The organism is Pantoea stewartii subsp. stewartii (genome assembly GCF_008801695.1).
In the GTDB taxonomy this organism is placed as follows: Bacteria; Pseudomonadota; Gammaproteobacteria; order Enterobacterales; family Enterobacteriaceae; genus Pantoea; species Pantoea stewartii.
In genome coordinates this window covers 41,138-55,374 of sequence record NZ_VZPF01000008.1, presented here as the reverse complement: position 1 = coordinate 55,374, position 14,237 = coordinate 41,138, and the positions used below count along the sequence as shown (strand labels likewise).

Here is a 14,237-nt window from a genome sequence, read left to right as displayed (position 1 = left end):
CGCTGCCTTGTCAGGCGCGGCAGGCCTTACGGTTGAACCAGTGCGACCGCAGTTTATCCCACACCAGGTTATAGACGAAGGTGTAGGGCAGAAAGAACATAAAAAACGCCACTTCGATCATAAAGGCCTGCCATAACGAAATCTCCAGCATCCAGGCGGCCAGCGGAAGCCCTATCAGGATAAAACCGCCCTCAAATCCCAGAGCATGCAGCACACGAACCCACGCACTGCGTTTCTGACGAGGCGGATACCAGCGATCAAACACGCTGTTGTACATCATATTCCAGAGCATCGCGACCGTGGACAACATGATGGCCAGTGCGCCCATCTGAAACAGCGGTTTATCCATCATCCAGGCTGCCAGCGGGGCAATGGTGAGGATGGCCAGGCCTTCAAACAGGCTGGCATGTAAGATGCGCTCGGTGAGTGAACGGGTTTGCATGTCAGTCTCCTTAGTTCAGGTGCCTATTTTCCCATGGCATCATGCTAAGATAAAATGATCATCTATCGATAAAAGCGATGGTTCACATGCGTTACTCTCCTGAATCCCTGGAAGCCTTTGTGCAAACGGTAGCCAGTGGCTCGTTTTCTGCCGCCGCGCGCGCCTTAAACAAAAGCCAGTCCACCATCAGCGTAGCTGTGGTTAACCTGGAAGACGATCTGGGTTTTGCCTTATTTGACCGGCGCGGTCGTCAGCCGCAACCGACCGAACAAGGGCGACGCGTCTTACCGCAGGTTCAGCAGATTCTTGCCGCCAGTGAGCGACTGGATGCGCTGGCAACGCGCCTGTCCGAGGGAATCGAACCGCGGCTCAGCGTGGCGGTATCTGACTTCTGGCAAACGCACTACCATCAGCGCCTGCTCAGGCAATTTGACAGGCGCTATCCGGAGGTGGAGCTGGAAGGCATTGCCGCAGAACATGACGATGTCGTCGAACTGTTGCAAACCGGGCGCGCGCAGATCGGCGTGATTCGTGCCCAGCCGACGCTCCCGGCTGACATCGCGGTCGCCCGCCTGCAGGTCGATGCTGAGTTAGGGATTTACCTGCACCGGGATCATCCTCTGGCGCAGGAAGCGACGGTGAATGAAAGCCAGCTTGAACCCCTTCGTCACCTTCGTCTCAATACCTGGACCGAACGCCGCGCCCCCACTTTTCAGGGCCGGGCCTGGTCTGCTCAGACATATTATGTGCTGCTTGAAATGGCGGAACAGGGCTTTGGCTGGAGCATTTTGCCGCGCTGGCTGGTGAAACAGTTTGGACATGGTGTCTTAAAGGAATTGCCTGTCGCCGGGTGGCCGCAGCGCATCGCCGTAGAAGTGGTCTGGTCGCGCCGCCATCCGCCCGGCCCGGCCGGGCGCTGGATGATTGATGAACTCTGTGCTCTGCAACCGGCTTAATCGCGTCGGGCAATGTCTGCCAGCGGGGCATCCAGAAGACGGGACAAATCCTGCGGGCTGAGTTCAATATCCAGTCCGCGTTTACCGCCAGAAATGAACAGCGTGGCAAAGTCGTTGGCTGAGTGGTCAATCACCGTCGGCAGACGCTTTTTTTGCCCCAGCGGACTGATGCCGCCGATCAGATAACCCGTAATCCGCTGCGCCAGCAGGGGATCGGCCATCTCCGCTTTTTTTGCCCCGAGAGCCTTAGCCACCTTTTTGAGATCAAGCTGCGTTGCCACGGGCGTCACCGCCACGGCCAGCTGCTTTGCATCGCCGTTCAGCGCTACAAGCAACGTTTTATAGACCTGGCGGGCGTCCAGGTTAAGCTTACGTACCGCTTCATCGCCAAAATGCGTTTCGCTTGCGTCATGCTCATAAGGGTGCAGTGTGAAGCTGACTTTTTGTTTTTCCAACAGTTTTACCGCAGGCGTCATAATGGCCTCTGATTCAGAAAAATCTTATTACGTTTTATTGAAAGATAAATGTGGCGAAATAATGTGCTTTAGGCGAGAATTGCCACTCGCCAGCAACTGGGTTGTTGAGCGATAACTAAAATCATTAACACATTCCTCTTTGAAGAGCCGATATGACTGTCGGCTCTCTTTTTTTTATCCCTGATTACTCCGCTCGTAGCAGGGCTGGCAGATTGTTCTCACCATATAAATGCAGTGCGCCGACGGCCACCACATAACGTCCCGCGGGCAACGTTTGTAATCGCCCGCGCCACTCACGGTTGCGCTGGCTAATCAGCGTGTCATTGAGCGTCTGACTGAACGTCGCCGGTAAGGCGATTTGCGGTTCGCGGGGCGGGCTTTCCAGCCACCAGCTCACCATCGTCTGCAACATACGCGCGTTGGTGTGCCAGTGCGTCAGCGTATCCTGCAGCAGCGCCATACCGTTATCGGGCAGCGACTTTAACAGGGTGATTTGCGCGTCTGCGCCCTCCAGCTCAATCACGGGTTTTTGCAGTGAACGTGCCGCCTGAAGCAACTGATAATCAATGCCGTAATCCGGGCGCAACCCCAGCCGCTGTGCCTGACGGGCCTGCAGCATCAACGCAATTTGCCAGGCCGGTGACGTATCAAACTGCGTCAGGGACAAACCGGTCTCATTGCATAACGCGTCCAGCTTCGCCAGCGTGCCTTCATCCATACGCACCGACAGCGGCGGGCATACTTCGGTGTCATCAAATGGCGAACCGCCCTGAGTAATATCCGCTTCCACTACCAGGGCATCGGCATTTTGCAACTGTTGTAGCAGCCGCACTGGCAGAGGCTGCATATCGCGCGTGCCCATATGAATGCTTCCCACCAGATGAAACTGGCATGCTCCCGACCGGATATCGACGGCCGGCCACCGGTAGCTGGTGGGAAAAAGGGGCGCCATCCAGTTACGCAAACGTTGCCAAAGGCTCGCAGTCATTCCCTGTCCTTACTGTGTTAAAGACACCATGCTAGCGGGATCCGGCGGCGAAAAACAGAGGCGGCCGTTAAGGCTTCTTGCGCGGTGTGAAGCGCAGTAGCCGGTTAGCATTGCTGACGACGGTAATCGATGAGAGTGCCATCGCCGCGCCGGCAACAATCGGGCTGAGTAACAACCCCGTAAAGGGATAGAGCACGCCCGCAGCCAGCGGAATACCGATAATGTTGTAGACAAATGCACCAAACAGGTTCTGACGGATATTCCTGAGTGTGGCGGATGCAATCGCTAAGGCATCTGCCACTCCATGCAGGTCGTCACGTAGCAACGTTATCGATGCGCTTTCCACCGCCACATCACTGCCGCCGCCCATGGCTATGCCGACATCCGCCTGGGCCAGCGCGGGTGCATCATTAATCCCATCGCCGATCATGGCGACCTGACGGCCTTGCTGCTGCAACTGGCTGATCGCATCGGCTTTACCTTCCGGCAAAACACCCGCAATCACTTCATCCATGCCCACGTCATCAGCAATAGCGCGGGCGGTATTCTCATGGTCCCCGGTCAGCATAATCAACCGGTAACCTGCCTGATGCAGCCGTTGCAGCGCTTCACCCGCCTCCGGCCGCAGAGTATCACGCAGGCTAATCAGGCCAGTAAGCTTTCCGTCTTCAGCCAGTAAAACCGGCGTTGCGCCCTGGCGGGTTAGTCTCTCCGTTTCTTCCTGTGCCGCCTGGCAATCCACACCGTGCTCGCTTAACAGGCTGACATTACCCAGGACAAGTTGTCTGCCGTTAAGAATGCCACTCACCCCTTTGCCGCGTATTGTATGAAATTGCGAAATATCAGGCTTCTCGCCAGCGCCGGCCTCTGCCACGATAGCTTTCGCCAGTGGATGCCCTGACGCCTGTTCCAGTGCCGCAGCGGCAGAGAGCACGGCATCGCGGGTGCTGCCCTGCCAGGTGATAACCTCGGTGACCTGCGGGGCACCTTGTGTAAGCGTGCCCGTTTTATCAAACACCAGCGTGTCGATATGACTTGCGCGTTGCAATGCATCGGCATCCCGCACCAGCACACCGTATTCAGCAGCGCGTCCGGTGCCCGCGATAATCGACATCGGTGTTGCCAGACCCAGCGCACAGGGACAGGCAATGATCATGACGGTGGTGGCCACAACCAGCGCATAGGCCAGTTGGGGCTGTGGACCCACCAGGTACCAAATCAGCGCACTCAGCAAGGCAATAACCACGACCACCGGTACGAAGACCGCAGAGATACGATCCGCCAGACGGCCAACCTCAGGTTTGCTGCTCTGCGCTTTACGTACCAGCTGAATAATTCGTGCCAGCGCGGTATTGCCGCCAGTCGCCTGCGCAATAAAGCGAACGGTCCCGTCCTGCACCAGCGTACCGGCAAACAGGCGATCGCCCTGTGTTTTGGATTGGGGAACCGCTTCGCCAGTCAGCATTGCTTCGTCACACCAGGCTTCGCCTGACTGTACCTCGCCGTCTACAGGGATACGATCGCCTGCGACCAGTCGCAGGATCATACCGGGCTCTACCGCGCTGACGGGCATAAGCGTCTCACCTTGTTCCGTGATGACATTGGCCTGTGCGGGCGTAAGATCCAGCAGCCGCTCCAGGGCGCGTGAGGCACGCTGGCGCGCGCGTTGTTCAAGCGCATGGCCCAGATTGATCAGGCCCAGAATCATCACGCTGGCTTCAAAATAGAGATGGCGCGCCTGCGGCGGGAAAAAGTCAGGCCAGACGACCACGCTGAAGGAGTAACTCCAGGCGGCCGCCGTTCCCAGCGCCACCAGCGTATCCATGGTGGCGCTGCGGTTAAGGAGACTGCGCCAGGCGCTGCGGTAGAAGTGGCCACCCGCCCCGATCATTACCAGCAGGGTGAGCATCCCGAGGACCAGCCAGGTGGTCCTGTTCGCGGCAGTGAGCATCATATTGTCGCCCATCATGCCCCATACCATCAGCGGCACGCCTAGCAGCAGCGCGACGCCCGCCTGCCAGCTAAAGCGACGCAGGGCGCGACGGGCGCTGGTTTGCTGCTTTTCACGTCGTTGCTGCTCGTCGTCAACCACTTCCGCACCGTAACCGGCCGCATCCACGGCAGCGACCAGCTGCTGTGGCTCAACATGGCCCATAACCAGCGCGCTTCGCTCGGCAAGGTTAACGCGTGCCTGCTGTACACCGGCAACCTGTTCAAGGGCTTTTTCAACCCGGCTGACGCAACTGGCACAGCTCATGCCGTCAATAAGCAGGACGTGAGCAGGCAATGCTTCGGTTGCCGGCAGAGAAGAGGACTCCGTTGTCAGCGCCTCCGGCGGCGGCTCTGATGCTGTCAACGGCTCAGGCTTTGGGCGCGCGCCTTCAGGTTTCAGCGTTGCATGATAGCCCGCCTGTTCGACAGTGGCGATGAGCGAAGTGACCTCGGCGCTGCCAGAAATGCTGGCTTCCTGTTGGGTGACCTCGGCCTGTTCAACATCGTCGCGCTGCTCAAGCGCCTCTTTTACGCGTTTAACGCAATGGCCGCAGGATAATCCTTCCAGTGCCAGGATAACCGTATTTGACATCGTTGACTCCTTGGTTGGTGTGGCGGAGTGAGTAGTCAGAAGTGACTGTGACTAAGGATAAACCTTCCATCAAGGGGAAGGTCAAGCTTTTAAATTGCTGATTGAAAGGGATTTTTAAAATCAGTGTCCACATAGCGTCCACACTTCGACAAAAGTGTCCACATTACAAAGACAAAGCCTCGCAATATTGCGGGGCTTTTTACTTTTTTGTGTAGCTCATGACGGTTAAACTTTGGGCGCAATTTCCCTACTTTAAGGAGCGTCATAGATGACAATGACAACATGCAGGAAGTGTGGGAGCGAAGTCGCTCGTAAAGAAAAAAAATGTCCGTATTGTGACGTTAAAAAACCGGGGGAACGATGGTGGCACCCTTTAGCTGCCCTCGCTGTTCTCATAGTGGTTTTGGGGGTGATTCCAAAGGCGTGCTCTTATATACCAGAGGCACCAAATGATACATCGTCTAAGGATAAAAACACCTCACTCAAGCAATGGCGAAGCATAGATAAAGGTGAGCGCTCTAAAATTATTGAAAGCTATTTATCTCAAGCTGGCATATCCCTAAGCGCATCAACCGATTTTTACAAATGTATTAGCCAGCACTCATATACGAAAAATGATGATATCAAGGCTTCCGAGGCGCTTGATTGGTGTAAGCAAGATTATCAAAAGGATCCGTCTGCTTTAGCCAAGATGGTAGATTTTGACGTTTTTAAAAGTAACGTCAGATTGTTTGATAGCTCATACCAACCGCTTATTGCCGCAATCAAAGACGACATGAATGATCCGTCTTCCTTCAAACATTTGGAAACTAAGTATCGGTTTATCCTGGATGGTGCAGCACCTTACGCCATTGCCACAACCACTTATCAAGGTGCCAATAGTTACGGCGCAACGGTGAAAAATCAGTTATCCGCTAAAATCGATTTAAAGACTGGTCATATTGTCGAATACTTACGATGAAACAAAACCCCGCGATAATCGCGGGGTTCTTTTATAAAGCAAGATTTAGCTGATCCCTTCCATAGTGAGACGCCGGGAAGGCATCGCGGGGGATAAAGTCAGGCGGTAACGGTGCTGTACCGGCACGCTTTGTTACTTCCCTTTCCACGCTGTTAAGCGTGGTAAATGATCGGCTACATTCCAGATTCTGACACTGGTGATATTGCCGGATTGTCATATCAGTAATTTTACGGCTGGTACGGGTGCGGGCCATAGCGCCGCAAAATGGACATCTGAACATAATGATGGCTCCCCTGTGGGAGTTGAACTCCATTTCATTTTATTCAGTTTCCGCTATCCAGTCAGGTATTTTTGCTTCCAGCTCCAGCCGGGTGGTAAAACCGCTGTCGTCTATGACGTGCTCAGCACGCGCAATAATCCAGTCCTGATTGTCTATTTCATCCTTAAAACCGCTAACCGTAACGTGCATTTCCGGGTAAAGCTCAGCGCGGCCACGCGCCAAGGTGATCGAAAACTCTGCTGCGCCACGCTGAAGCTGTTGCCACTTTGCAGCCGCCGCACGTTTCGCCGCCTCTTCATTCTGGTAGGTCTTGCGCAGCACATAGACGTTACCGTCTGCGCCCTCCATGTAATCACCCTCACGGCTGCTGCTCTTCTCTTTTTTGGGCTTTGCAGGCTTGCGACGCTTAACACTGACCTTTTTCTTTTTGCCAAAATTGAGATCCAGCCAGTAAGCCCTGACGCCGGTATACGCATCCCGATCGGCAATACGGAATCTGTGCCGGTCGCCACTCGTGCGGTCAATGCTGGCAGAGGGTAGCGCCTTCCCGTCAGCGGTCACACCACCACCCGGCAGGATAAATAGCAGACTGCCATTCTTGACGGTAGCAATTGCGCCCAACATTTCCGCCATGCGGGTAAGGAATGACATATCGCTTTCCTGCGTCTGGTCGGCGTGATCAATCTCAATATCCATGAGCATTTCACTGATCTGCGCCTTCAGTCCGTAGCGGTGCGCAATTGCCGACACAACGCGCTCTACGGTCACGTCATGCCATGATACTTCACGCTTTACGTTGAACTCTTCGCGAAAATCAGCGCTGCGGGCAGTAACACCAATGGTATCTGCCGGGCCTTCGTGGGATACCTCGTCAACCGTGTACAACCCCTTGTAAATCAGCGGTTCACCCAACCAGCCAAATGATACGGCAAGCTCGGCCCCGCGCGGCGGCAGTGCAACCATACCGTCACTATCATCAATGGAAATAGATAGCTGATCAGCATCAAAGCCCCTGTTGTCCGTCAGTGACAACGACATGATCCGATCATCAAGCTGCGTCAGTACCTTGCCGCCCATCGTAATGCTGAACCCCGGACTTTTTACCGCCTCGGTAAGTGAATCGTTATAACTGCTGACGGCGTCGTTAAGTGATTTTGTCAGGTCTGTAAGTGCCATGCTTTCCCCCTTCTTCCGGCGAAGGATCCCACGCGCGCGGGAGAGACCAAATCGGTTTTTGTTGTCGCCGTCCGGCCAGACCCGCAATAGCGTGAGTGGCGGTCAGACATGGGGGATTATCACTGCGAACTCAATAACGTAATGGTGGCTAACATGTCAGAGACACGTTTCCACGGTGTACGCGTCCGGGAGAATACCGACCTGGTAACGGCCATCAATGACATTGAATCCAGTGTCATTGGGGTCGTTGCCGTGGCGGATGATGCCGATGCGGAAACCTTTCCCCTGAATACCCCCGTGTTACTGACGCGGGTTAACAACGTGCTGGGTAAGGCGGGTAAAACCGGCTCCCTGTACAAAACGCTTAAAGCCATCGCTGACCAGACCAGCCCGAAGGTTATCGTTGTGCGCGTGGCCGCAGCCACGGAAGAGGAAGGCGCTAAAACGCAGTCGCAGCTCATTATGGGGGGCACAGCAGAAGACGGTAGCTATACCGGCATGTACGCGTTTCTGACTGCCGAACAGAAGGTAGGTTATCGTCCGCGCATTCTGGCCGTGCCAGGCTACGACACGGAAGAAGTGACCTCCGCGCTGTGCGTCATTGCACAGAACCTGCGCGCATTCGTCTACGCCAGCTGCTATGGATGCAAAACGATGGCTGAAGCCACCGCATATCGTGCGACCTTCGCCTATCGCGAGCTAATGCTTATCTGGCCTGACTTCATCGCCTACAACCCGCTGACAGGAGAAAACGAAACCTTCCCGGCCCCGGCCTATGCCTGCGGACTTCGCGCGCTGATTGACAACAATCAGGGCTGGCACAAATCGCTTTCCAATGTGTCGGTAAGCAACGTGCTGGGTATTTCTCAGGATGTTTTCTGGTCGCTTCAGGCCGAAGACAGCGACGCGAACGAACTCAACAACAAGGAGGTCACGACGCTCATCAAGCGTAACGGTTTCCGGTTCTGGGGCAACCGCGTTACAGACACCAAAGATTATATCTTTGAGGTTTATACCCGTACGGCACAGATTCTGGCTGACAGTATCGCTGAGGCGCAATTCGAATCAGTGGACGAACCGCTGACCCCGGCCAACGTTAAGGACGTGGTTAGCGGCATCAGCGGCAAACTCAATTCACTGGTGACGCAGGGACGGCTAATCGGCGCTGAATGCTGGTTTGATATCCTGGATAACCCGACAACGGGTCTTCGCCAGGGTCAGGTGCGCATTCGCTATAAATATACGCCGGTTCCACCAATGGAAGATCTGACGCTCTACCAGACCTTCACCGACGAATACTTTGAATCGGCGTTCTCTTCGCTGGGAGGTGCATAAATGGCGGTTCCTCACAAACTGCGCCTGTTCACCTGCTTTGTGAACGGCAGCAACTGCATTGGCAAAGTATCTTCCGTGACGCTGCCAAAGCTGACCCGTAAAACTGAAGATTTTCAGGGCGGGGGGATGATTGGCTCTGCTGCGGTAGATCTCGGTCTGGACAGTGGCGCACTGGACACCACGATGGTGGTTGGCGGTCTGGTTCAGTCGCTTTTGCTGAACTACTGCGGCGATATCGACGAGACCCGTTTCCGCTTCGCTGGTGAGTATTACACCGATGGCGAAAGCCTGCTGGTTGAGGTTGAACTACGCGGCCGCATCACCGAAATGGACGGCGGCGAAAGCAAGCAGGGAGAAGACACTTCCGTCAGCTATACGATGAAGAACACCTATTACAAGCTCACTATCGACGACAAGCCGCTGTTTGAGTTTGATCTGCTGAACTTCATCTACAAGAAAGACGGCAAGAATATCTACCCTGACCGCATTACGTCTGCGCTGGGAATGGGTAACTGATTAACCTGAAAAGTGGCGGCACACCCGTGCCGCCCGGAGCATTCAACAATGAGCAAGAAAACTGATAACGCCATTACGCTGGCAAAACCCGTTGTTCGCGGCGATGAAAAAATTACTCAGGTAGCGATCACGGATGAAATCAAACAGGCTGGCTCCCTGCGCGGTCTGAAGCTGGTCAACGTGATGAATATGGATGTGGATTCGGTGGCGGTGCTGCTGACCCGTGTAACTTCACCGCGCCTCAAGCAAACCGAAATTAACGAAATGGATACCCGCGATTTCGTCAGCCTGTCAGAAGCGCTCGTCCCTTTTTTGACGCCTGCGGGGTCTGGAGCATCGAACGAGGCGGAGACGGAGAATCAGTAACACTCCTGCGGTTCGACCTGATCGACGATCTGGTTGCTGATATCGCGGTTGTTTTCAACTGGCCGCCCTCTGAAGTCTTCACGATGGAACTGGGCGAAGTCATAGCCTGGCGTGAGCGGGCGGCTGTCCGAAGTGGAGCCAGTGACAGTGAAAAGCCTTAATATCCGCGTCGCGTTCAGCGCGATCGATAAACTTACCCGCCCGGTCAATGCCGCCCGCCAGAGTGCGGGCGGTTTGTCTGAATCCCTCAAAAAAACACAGTCCAGCATTAAAGATCTGGACAGTCAGTCCCGCACATTCAACCGTCTGCGCGACAGTGTGCAAAAGACCTCCCGCAAAATTGACGACGCCAGCCGGACGCTTGAAGGCCTGAATCAGACGCAGCGGGAAGGTACACAGCTTACAGACAAGCAAAAGGCACATATGGCAGCGCTGGCCGCAAAGCTGGAGCGCCTTAATTCTGCACGCACGCAGGAAATGGTTAAGCTGCGCGCCGCCTCACAGGCGCTGCGCAGCCACGGCGTTTCACTTGTCGGCAGCGATCGCACCATTCAGAGTGCCATACGCCGCACCGAACAATACAACCAGACGCTTGAGCGGGAACGGCGACAGCTTGCCGCTGTCACGCAGGCACGGGCGCGCTACGACCAGATGCAGCAAACGGCGGGCAAACTTCGCGGCGGTGGAACGATGGCCGTTGCCGGGGCCACTGCTGCCGGTTACGCAGCGGGACGCTTCCTATCCCCCGCCGTTGGGTTTGACCGTGAAATGTCCCGCGTGCAGGCTCTTACCCGCATAGATAAAAGCTCAGCAGAATTTTCCGCACTTCGTGAGCAGGCCAAAAAGCTGGGCGCTGAAACGCAGTTCACCACGACTGACGCCGCCAGCGGGCAGGCGTTTCTTGCAATGGCCGGTTTCACTCCGCAGGCCATTCAGGCCGCACTGCCCGGCGTACTCAATATGGCGCTGGCCGGTGGTATGGATTTGGGTGAAAGCGCCGATATCAGCTCAAACATCCTGTCTCAGTTCCGCCTCGATCCCAAAGAAATGGATCGCGTCAGTGACGTATTAACGGGCGCGTTCACACGTACCAACACCGATCTGCAAAATATCGGCGAGGCAATGAAGTACGCCGGGACAGGTCTTTCCAGCCTTGGCGTCAGCGTCGAACAGACAACAGCCATGATTGGCGTGATGGCAAACGTTGGTTTGCGCGGGAGTATAGCCGGGACTGGATTACAGGCCGCGTTTTCACGCCTTGCCGCTCCTACCGGCAGGGCAAAAACCGCGCTCAAGGAACTGGGCGTAGACGTTGCTGACGCCACGGGAAAAATGCGCCCTGCTGAAGAGGTTCTCACGGAACTCTATAAAAAGATCAGCAAGTACGGAGATACCGATAAGCTCTCATTCTTCAAAGATATTGCCGGTGAAGAGGCGTCAAAGTCATTGCAGGCACTGGTTATGTCAGCCGGGAGCGGCGAACTTCAGAAGCTGCTGGGTGAACTGAAAAACGCCAAAGGTGAGGCGCAGAAAGCCGCCAAAATAATGGCGGATAACCTTGATGGCGATCTCAAAAATCTGGACAGCGCCTGGGAAGGCTTCCGCATCCAGATTAACGATCTCGTCAACAATCAGCTTCGCGGCTTGACTCAGGGACTGAGTGACGTTGTGGGGAATATGACGCAGTGGGCGAAAGAGAATCCGAAGCTCGCCCAATCCCTGCTGGTTGTCGGCGGTAGCATTCTGGCACTGACCGCTGCCATTGGCGGCACATCGCTGGCGATCGGTCTGCTGATGGGCCCGCTGGCTAAACTCCAGTTAGGTTTTACCCTGCTGACAGGTGGCAGAGGTATAACCGGAACGATTGCCGCTCTGAGAACACTCGGCACAGCTTCCGGCCCTGCAATGGCAAGCGTGCGCGGATGGGGGCCAGTTCTCGGATCGTTAGCAGGGAAAATGCGGGGAGTTTCAACCATCACCCCCGCGATGCGCGGCGCACTTGCAGGGGCATTTCTTGCACCTGGTGCTGCGCTGGGAGCGCTGACTAAAAACCTCGGAATGCTCGCCCTTCGCCTGACAGGTTTACCGGCCATATGGAGCATGATCACTACTGCGGTGTCTATGCTGGGTACAGCGCTATCACTGCTGTTTAGTCCGATTGGCCTGTTAGTAGCGGCGTTTGTTGCTGCCGGAGTGCTTATCTGGCGGTATTGGGAGCCTCTTAAAGCATTTTTTGCAGGTGTATTCACCGGCATCATGGAAAGACTCGCACCATTACGCGAGACCTTCGCGCAGTTCAGCCCCATCTTTGATGCAATGAGCAACGGTATCAGCCAGGTCTTTAACTGGTTCAAATCTCTGCTTTCCCCGATGGAGTCCAGCAAGGAAACGCTGGATAAATGTGCCAGCGCCGGTGAAGTGTTCGGCAATGTCCTAGGCGGTGCGCTCCAGCTTGTCCTGGCTCCCGCAAAAATGCTACTGGATACATTAGCTTGGATCCTTGAAAAGCTCGGCGTTCTGCCAGATGAGGCCGAAAAAGCCAGGAAGAAGATCGAAGACGCACAGCGCATGGCTGTTCTTCAGGATAAAGTCGCCCTTCTTCAGGGAGATATAGCGAAGGTTGCACCGAAAAAAGTTGAGGTGAATAACGTTCCGCCTGGCGCACCGCAACCCACATCACCGCTGACCGGTGATAACGGCACTATGCGCAGGTTGCAGAGTATCGACAGCAACACCAAAACGACAGCCGACAACACGAAGAAGATCGGCCCCGGCGATATCGTGTTTAAAAACCTGCCGCGTGCGCTGGCCGTTCGTGGGGAATGGAAGGAATCGCAACTGGCCAGCACGGTCAGGAACAACGGGTTAAGCGCACGCCCCGCAGTGGTGGCGGCATCGCTTCCCGTTAAACAGGCTGAACTTCTGCCTGTCAGCCGCAGCGCCAGCAATATACCGGTTGCCGCAGGCGGCTTTACGGGGGAAATCCACGTACACCTTCACGGCGTTGATCGGCAGGACGCGCGCGAAATTGGCCGGATTGCCGCCGACGCAGTGAATGCCGAAATGGCCCGCCTTGCGCGGCTCAATCGCGGCAGCTTCAAAGACAGAGATTAAGGGGAAGCAGCATTATGATGATGATATACGGGATGTTCGTTTTTGAACTGAAAACGTTGCCTTACCAGCAGTTACGCCACTCGCTGAACTGGCGGCATGTGAAAAATGACCGCATCAACCGATCGGCAAAATGGCAGTACATCGGCGCTGGTGAGACGCAGATCAACCTTGACGGGGTGCTTTACCCGGAAATTACGGGCGGAGACGTATCTCTTACCGTGCTGGCAACGCAGGCATACACCGGGCGTCCGTGGCCTTTAATCAGTGGTGCGGGGCAGATTTACGGGATGTATGTACTGACCGGGCTACAGGCCACGCATACAGAGTTTGACCGCTACGGTAAGGCAAAAAAAATAGAGTTTTCGATCAGTTTTCAGCGCTGTGATGAAGACCTGCGCGAACGCCTGCAAGCGTCGTCCGTTGGCGATCTGCTTTCGGGGCTGAAGGATAAAGCCACCTCTGCCTACAACTCTGCCAGTAATACGCTGTCGGGACTTTTCTGACGGCAAATCTATAAATAAAAATCCACCTCTTTAAGAGATGGATTTTTATTTATCCTTGTGGAGGCCAGTTATTTACAACATAGCCATTATTTACCGCTTCAACAAGTATCCATCGGGGAATATCAGGCAACTCAATGAAAGGCCACCCATCACATAGCGACCACTTTTTAAACTCACTTCTGACAGACATCAACTCAGCTTTTTGGCTTTCAGTAAGCTGGCAATCATCTATAGAATAATCTGAAACCAAAAGATTATCTGTTGAAGAAATAAATGCATCCCGATATGCGCGAGCAATCGCTTTCTGTTGGTCTATTGTGATTACAGGCTTCGACACATCCACCCAGCAGGGCTTACCCTTATTTACACCTCGCTGCTTACCTTCTGGCGGCATTTGTGAAAACTCTGTAAATGTGGCTTCACTAACCTCTATAACATCATCAGGAAAAGAGCCTGATTCAATGTAACTATTTTTAATATTGTCTGGATAGAAAGCCACCGCACTCGGGCTAAACCATATTTTCATTTTAACCTCAGATA

The 14,237-nt window shown here is 54.7% G+C and carries 15 protein-coding genes; 8 read left to right on the top strand and 7 right to left on the bottom strand.

Annotated elements, in window-relative coordinates; translation table 11 throughout:
• Positions 1-10 precede the first annotated feature (10 nt).
• Entirely contained in the window at positions 11-442 is a 432-nt protein-coding gene (locus tag F7Q90_RS03715) for a multidrug/biocide efflux PACE transporter (protein ID WP_006117914.1), read from the bottom strand.
• A gap of 86 nt (positions 443-528) precedes the next feature.
• On the opposite strand from F7Q90_RS03715, the gene F7Q90_RS03710 reads away from it, so the two are divergent.
• Positions 529-1,398: a LysR family transcriptional regulator gene (locus tag F7Q90_RS03710; RefSeq protein ID WP_006117913.1), complete on the top strand. Its 870-nt coding sequence runs from the start codon at positions 529-531 to the stop codon at positions 1,396-1,398.
• Here F7Q90_RS03710 and ybaK read toward each other — a convergent pair.
• The 3 genes from ybaK to copA all read right to left on the bottom strand — a co-directional run bounded on the left by ybaK (position 1,395) and on the right by copA (position 5,446).
• Positions 1,395-1,874: a Cys-tRNA(Pro)/Cys-tRNA(Cys) deacylase YbaK gene (gene ybaK, locus F7Q90_RS03705; protein WP_006117912.1), complete on the bottom strand. Its 480-nt coding sequence runs from the start codon at positions 1,872-1,874 to the stop codon at positions 1,395-1,397. The genes F7Q90_RS03710 and ybaK overlap by 4 nt on opposite strands.
• Before the next feature lie 184 nt (positions 1,875-2,058).
• Positions 2,059-2,862, bottom strand: coding sequence for a TraB/GumN family protein (locus F7Q90_RS03700; protein ID WP_006117911.1), 804 nt, complete (start codon positions 2,860-2,862; stop codon positions 2,059-2,061).
• 67 nt (positions 2,863-2,929) lie between these two features.
• Positions 2,930-5,446 (bottom strand): copper-exporting P-type ATPase CopA, encoded by a 2,517-nt coding sequence (copA, locus tag F7Q90_RS03695; RefSeq protein ID WP_006117909.1) that lies wholly within the window; start codon positions 5,444-5,446, stop codon positions 2,930-2,932.
• Positions 5,447-5,714: 268 nt separating this feature from the next.
• Here copA and F7Q90_RS03690 point away from each other — a divergent pair, with 268 nt between their 5' ends.
• A complete protein-coding gene (locus tag F7Q90_RS03690) occupies positions 5,715-6,407 on the top strand; it encodes a hypothetical protein (RefSeq protein WP_052310103.1) in 693 nt (230 codons plus the stop codon).
• A 31-nt stretch (positions 6,408-6,438) separates the two neighbouring features.
• Here F7Q90_RS03690 and F7Q90_RS03685 read toward each other — a convergent pair whose 3' ends face one another.
• Positions 6,439-6,687 carry an ogr/Delta-like zinc finger family protein gene (locus tag F7Q90_RS03685; protein WP_064767481.1) on the bottom strand — a complete coding sequence of 83 codons (249 nt, stop codon included), beginning with the start codon at positions 6,685-6,687 and terminating at the stop codon, positions 6,439-6,441.
• A 39-nt stretch (positions 6,688-6,726) separates the two neighbouring features.
• Positions 6,727-7,863 (bottom strand): phage late control D family protein, encoded by a 1,137-nt coding sequence (locus F7Q90_RS03680; RefSeq protein WP_006117906.1) that lies wholly within the window; start codon positions 7,861-7,863, stop codon positions 6,727-6,729.
• Positions 7,864-8,016: 153 nt separating this feature from the next.
• Between F7Q90_RS03680 and F7Q90_RS03675 the strand changes: the two genes are divergently transcribed.
• The 6 genes from F7Q90_RS03675 to F7Q90_RS03650 are packed head-to-tail and all read left to right on the top strand — an operon-like array spanning position 8,017 to position 13,697.
• Positions 8,017-9,198 carry a phage tail sheath subtilisin-like domain-containing protein gene (locus F7Q90_RS03675; RefSeq protein WP_044241528.1) on the top strand — a complete coding sequence of 394 codons (1,182 nt, stop codon included), beginning with the start codon at positions 8,017-8,019 and terminating at the stop codon, positions 9,196-9,198.
• Complete coding sequence (locus tag F7Q90_RS03670) at positions 9,199-9,714, top strand: phage major tail tube protein (RefSeq protein ID WP_006117904.1); 516 nt, start codon at positions 9,199-9,201, stop codon at positions 9,712-9,714.
• Between the two features lie 48 nt (positions 9,715-9,762).
• Positions 9,763-10,080, top strand: a complete 318-nt coding sequence (locus F7Q90_RS03665; RefSeq protein WP_006117903.1) for a phage tail assembly protein — start codon at positions 9,763-9,765, stop codon at positions 10,078-10,080.
• 5 nt (positions 10,081-10,085) lie between these two features.
• Complete coding sequence (locus F7Q90_RS03660) at positions 10,086-10,241, top strand: GpE family phage tail protein (protein WP_032424037.1); 156 nt, start codon at positions 10,086-10,088, stop codon at positions 10,239-10,241.
• A complete protein-coding gene (locus F7Q90_RS03655; protein ID WP_006117902.1) occupies positions 10,228-13,194 on the top strand; it encodes a phage tail tape measure protein in 2,967 nt (988 codons plus the stop codon). Before F7Q90_RS03660 ends, F7Q90_RS03655 begins: the two co-directional genes overlap by 14 nt.
• A 14-nt stretch (positions 13,195-13,208) precedes the next feature.
• Positions 13,209-13,697: a phage tail protein gene (locus F7Q90_RS03650; RefSeq protein WP_006117901.1), complete on the top strand. Its 489-nt coding sequence runs from the start codon at positions 13,209-13,211 to the stop codon at positions 13,695-13,697.
• Between the two features lie 49 nt (positions 13,698-13,746).
• On the opposite strand, the gene F7Q90_RS03645 is transcribed toward F7Q90_RS03650, so the two are convergent.
• Positions 13,747-14,223, bottom strand: a complete 477-nt coding sequence (locus F7Q90_RS03645; protein WP_044241392.1) for a tail fiber assembly protein — start codon at positions 14,221-14,223, stop codon at positions 13,747-13,749.
• Positions 14,224-14,237 lie beyond the last annotated feature (14 nt).

Bases quoted from the DNA above. Each gene is read 5' to 3' on its own strand.
- F7Q90_RS03715 (WP_006117914.1), bottom strand. From the start codon at position 442: ATGCAAACCCGTTCACTCACCGAGCGCATCTTACATGCCAGCCTGTTT.
- F7Q90_RS03710 (WP_006117913.1), top strand. From the start codon at position 529: ATGCGTTACTCTCCTGAATCCCTGGAAGCCTTTGTGCAAACGGTAGCC.
- ybaK (WP_006117912.1), bottom strand. From the start codon at position 1,874: ATGACGCCTGCGGTAAAACTGTTGGAAAAACAAAAAGTCAGCTTCACA.
- F7Q90_RS03700 (WP_006117911.1), bottom strand. From the start codon at position 2,862: ATGACTGCGAGCCTTTGGCAACGTTTGCGTAACTGGATGGCGCCCCTT.
- copA (WP_006117909.1), bottom strand. From the start codon at position 5,446: ATGTCAAATACGGTTATCCTGGCACTGGAAGGATTATCCTGCGGCCAT.
- F7Q90_RS03690 (WP_052310103.1), top strand. From the start codon at position 5,715: ATGACAATGACAACATGCAGGAAGTGTGGGAGCGAAGTCGCTCGTAAA.
- F7Q90_RS03685 (WP_064767481.1), bottom strand. From the start codon at position 6,687: ATGTTCAGATGTCCATTTTGCGGCGCTATGGCCCGCACCCGTACCAGC.
- F7Q90_RS03680 (WP_006117906.1), bottom strand. From the start codon at position 7,863: ATGGCACTTACAGACCTGACAAAATCACTTAACGACGCCGTCAGCAGT.
- F7Q90_RS03675 (WP_044241528.1), top strand. From the start codon at position 8,017: ATGTCAGAGACACGTTTCCACGGTGTACGCGTCCGGGAGAATACCGAC.
- F7Q90_RS03670 (WP_006117904.1), top strand. From the start codon at position 9,199: ATGGCGGTTCCTCACAAACTGCGCCTGTTCACCTGCTTTGTGAACGGC.
- F7Q90_RS03665 (WP_006117903.1), top strand. From the start codon at position 9,763: ATGAGCAAGAAAACTGATAACGCCATTACGCTGGCAAAACCCGTTGTT.
- F7Q90_RS03650 (WP_006117901.1), top strand. From the start codon at position 13,209: ATGATGATGATATACGGGATGTTCGTTTTTGAACTGAAAACGTTGCCT.
- F7Q90_RS03645 (WP_044241392.1), bottom strand. From the start codon at position 14,223: ATGAAAATATGGTTTAGCCCGAGTGCGGTGGCTTTCTATCCAGACAAT.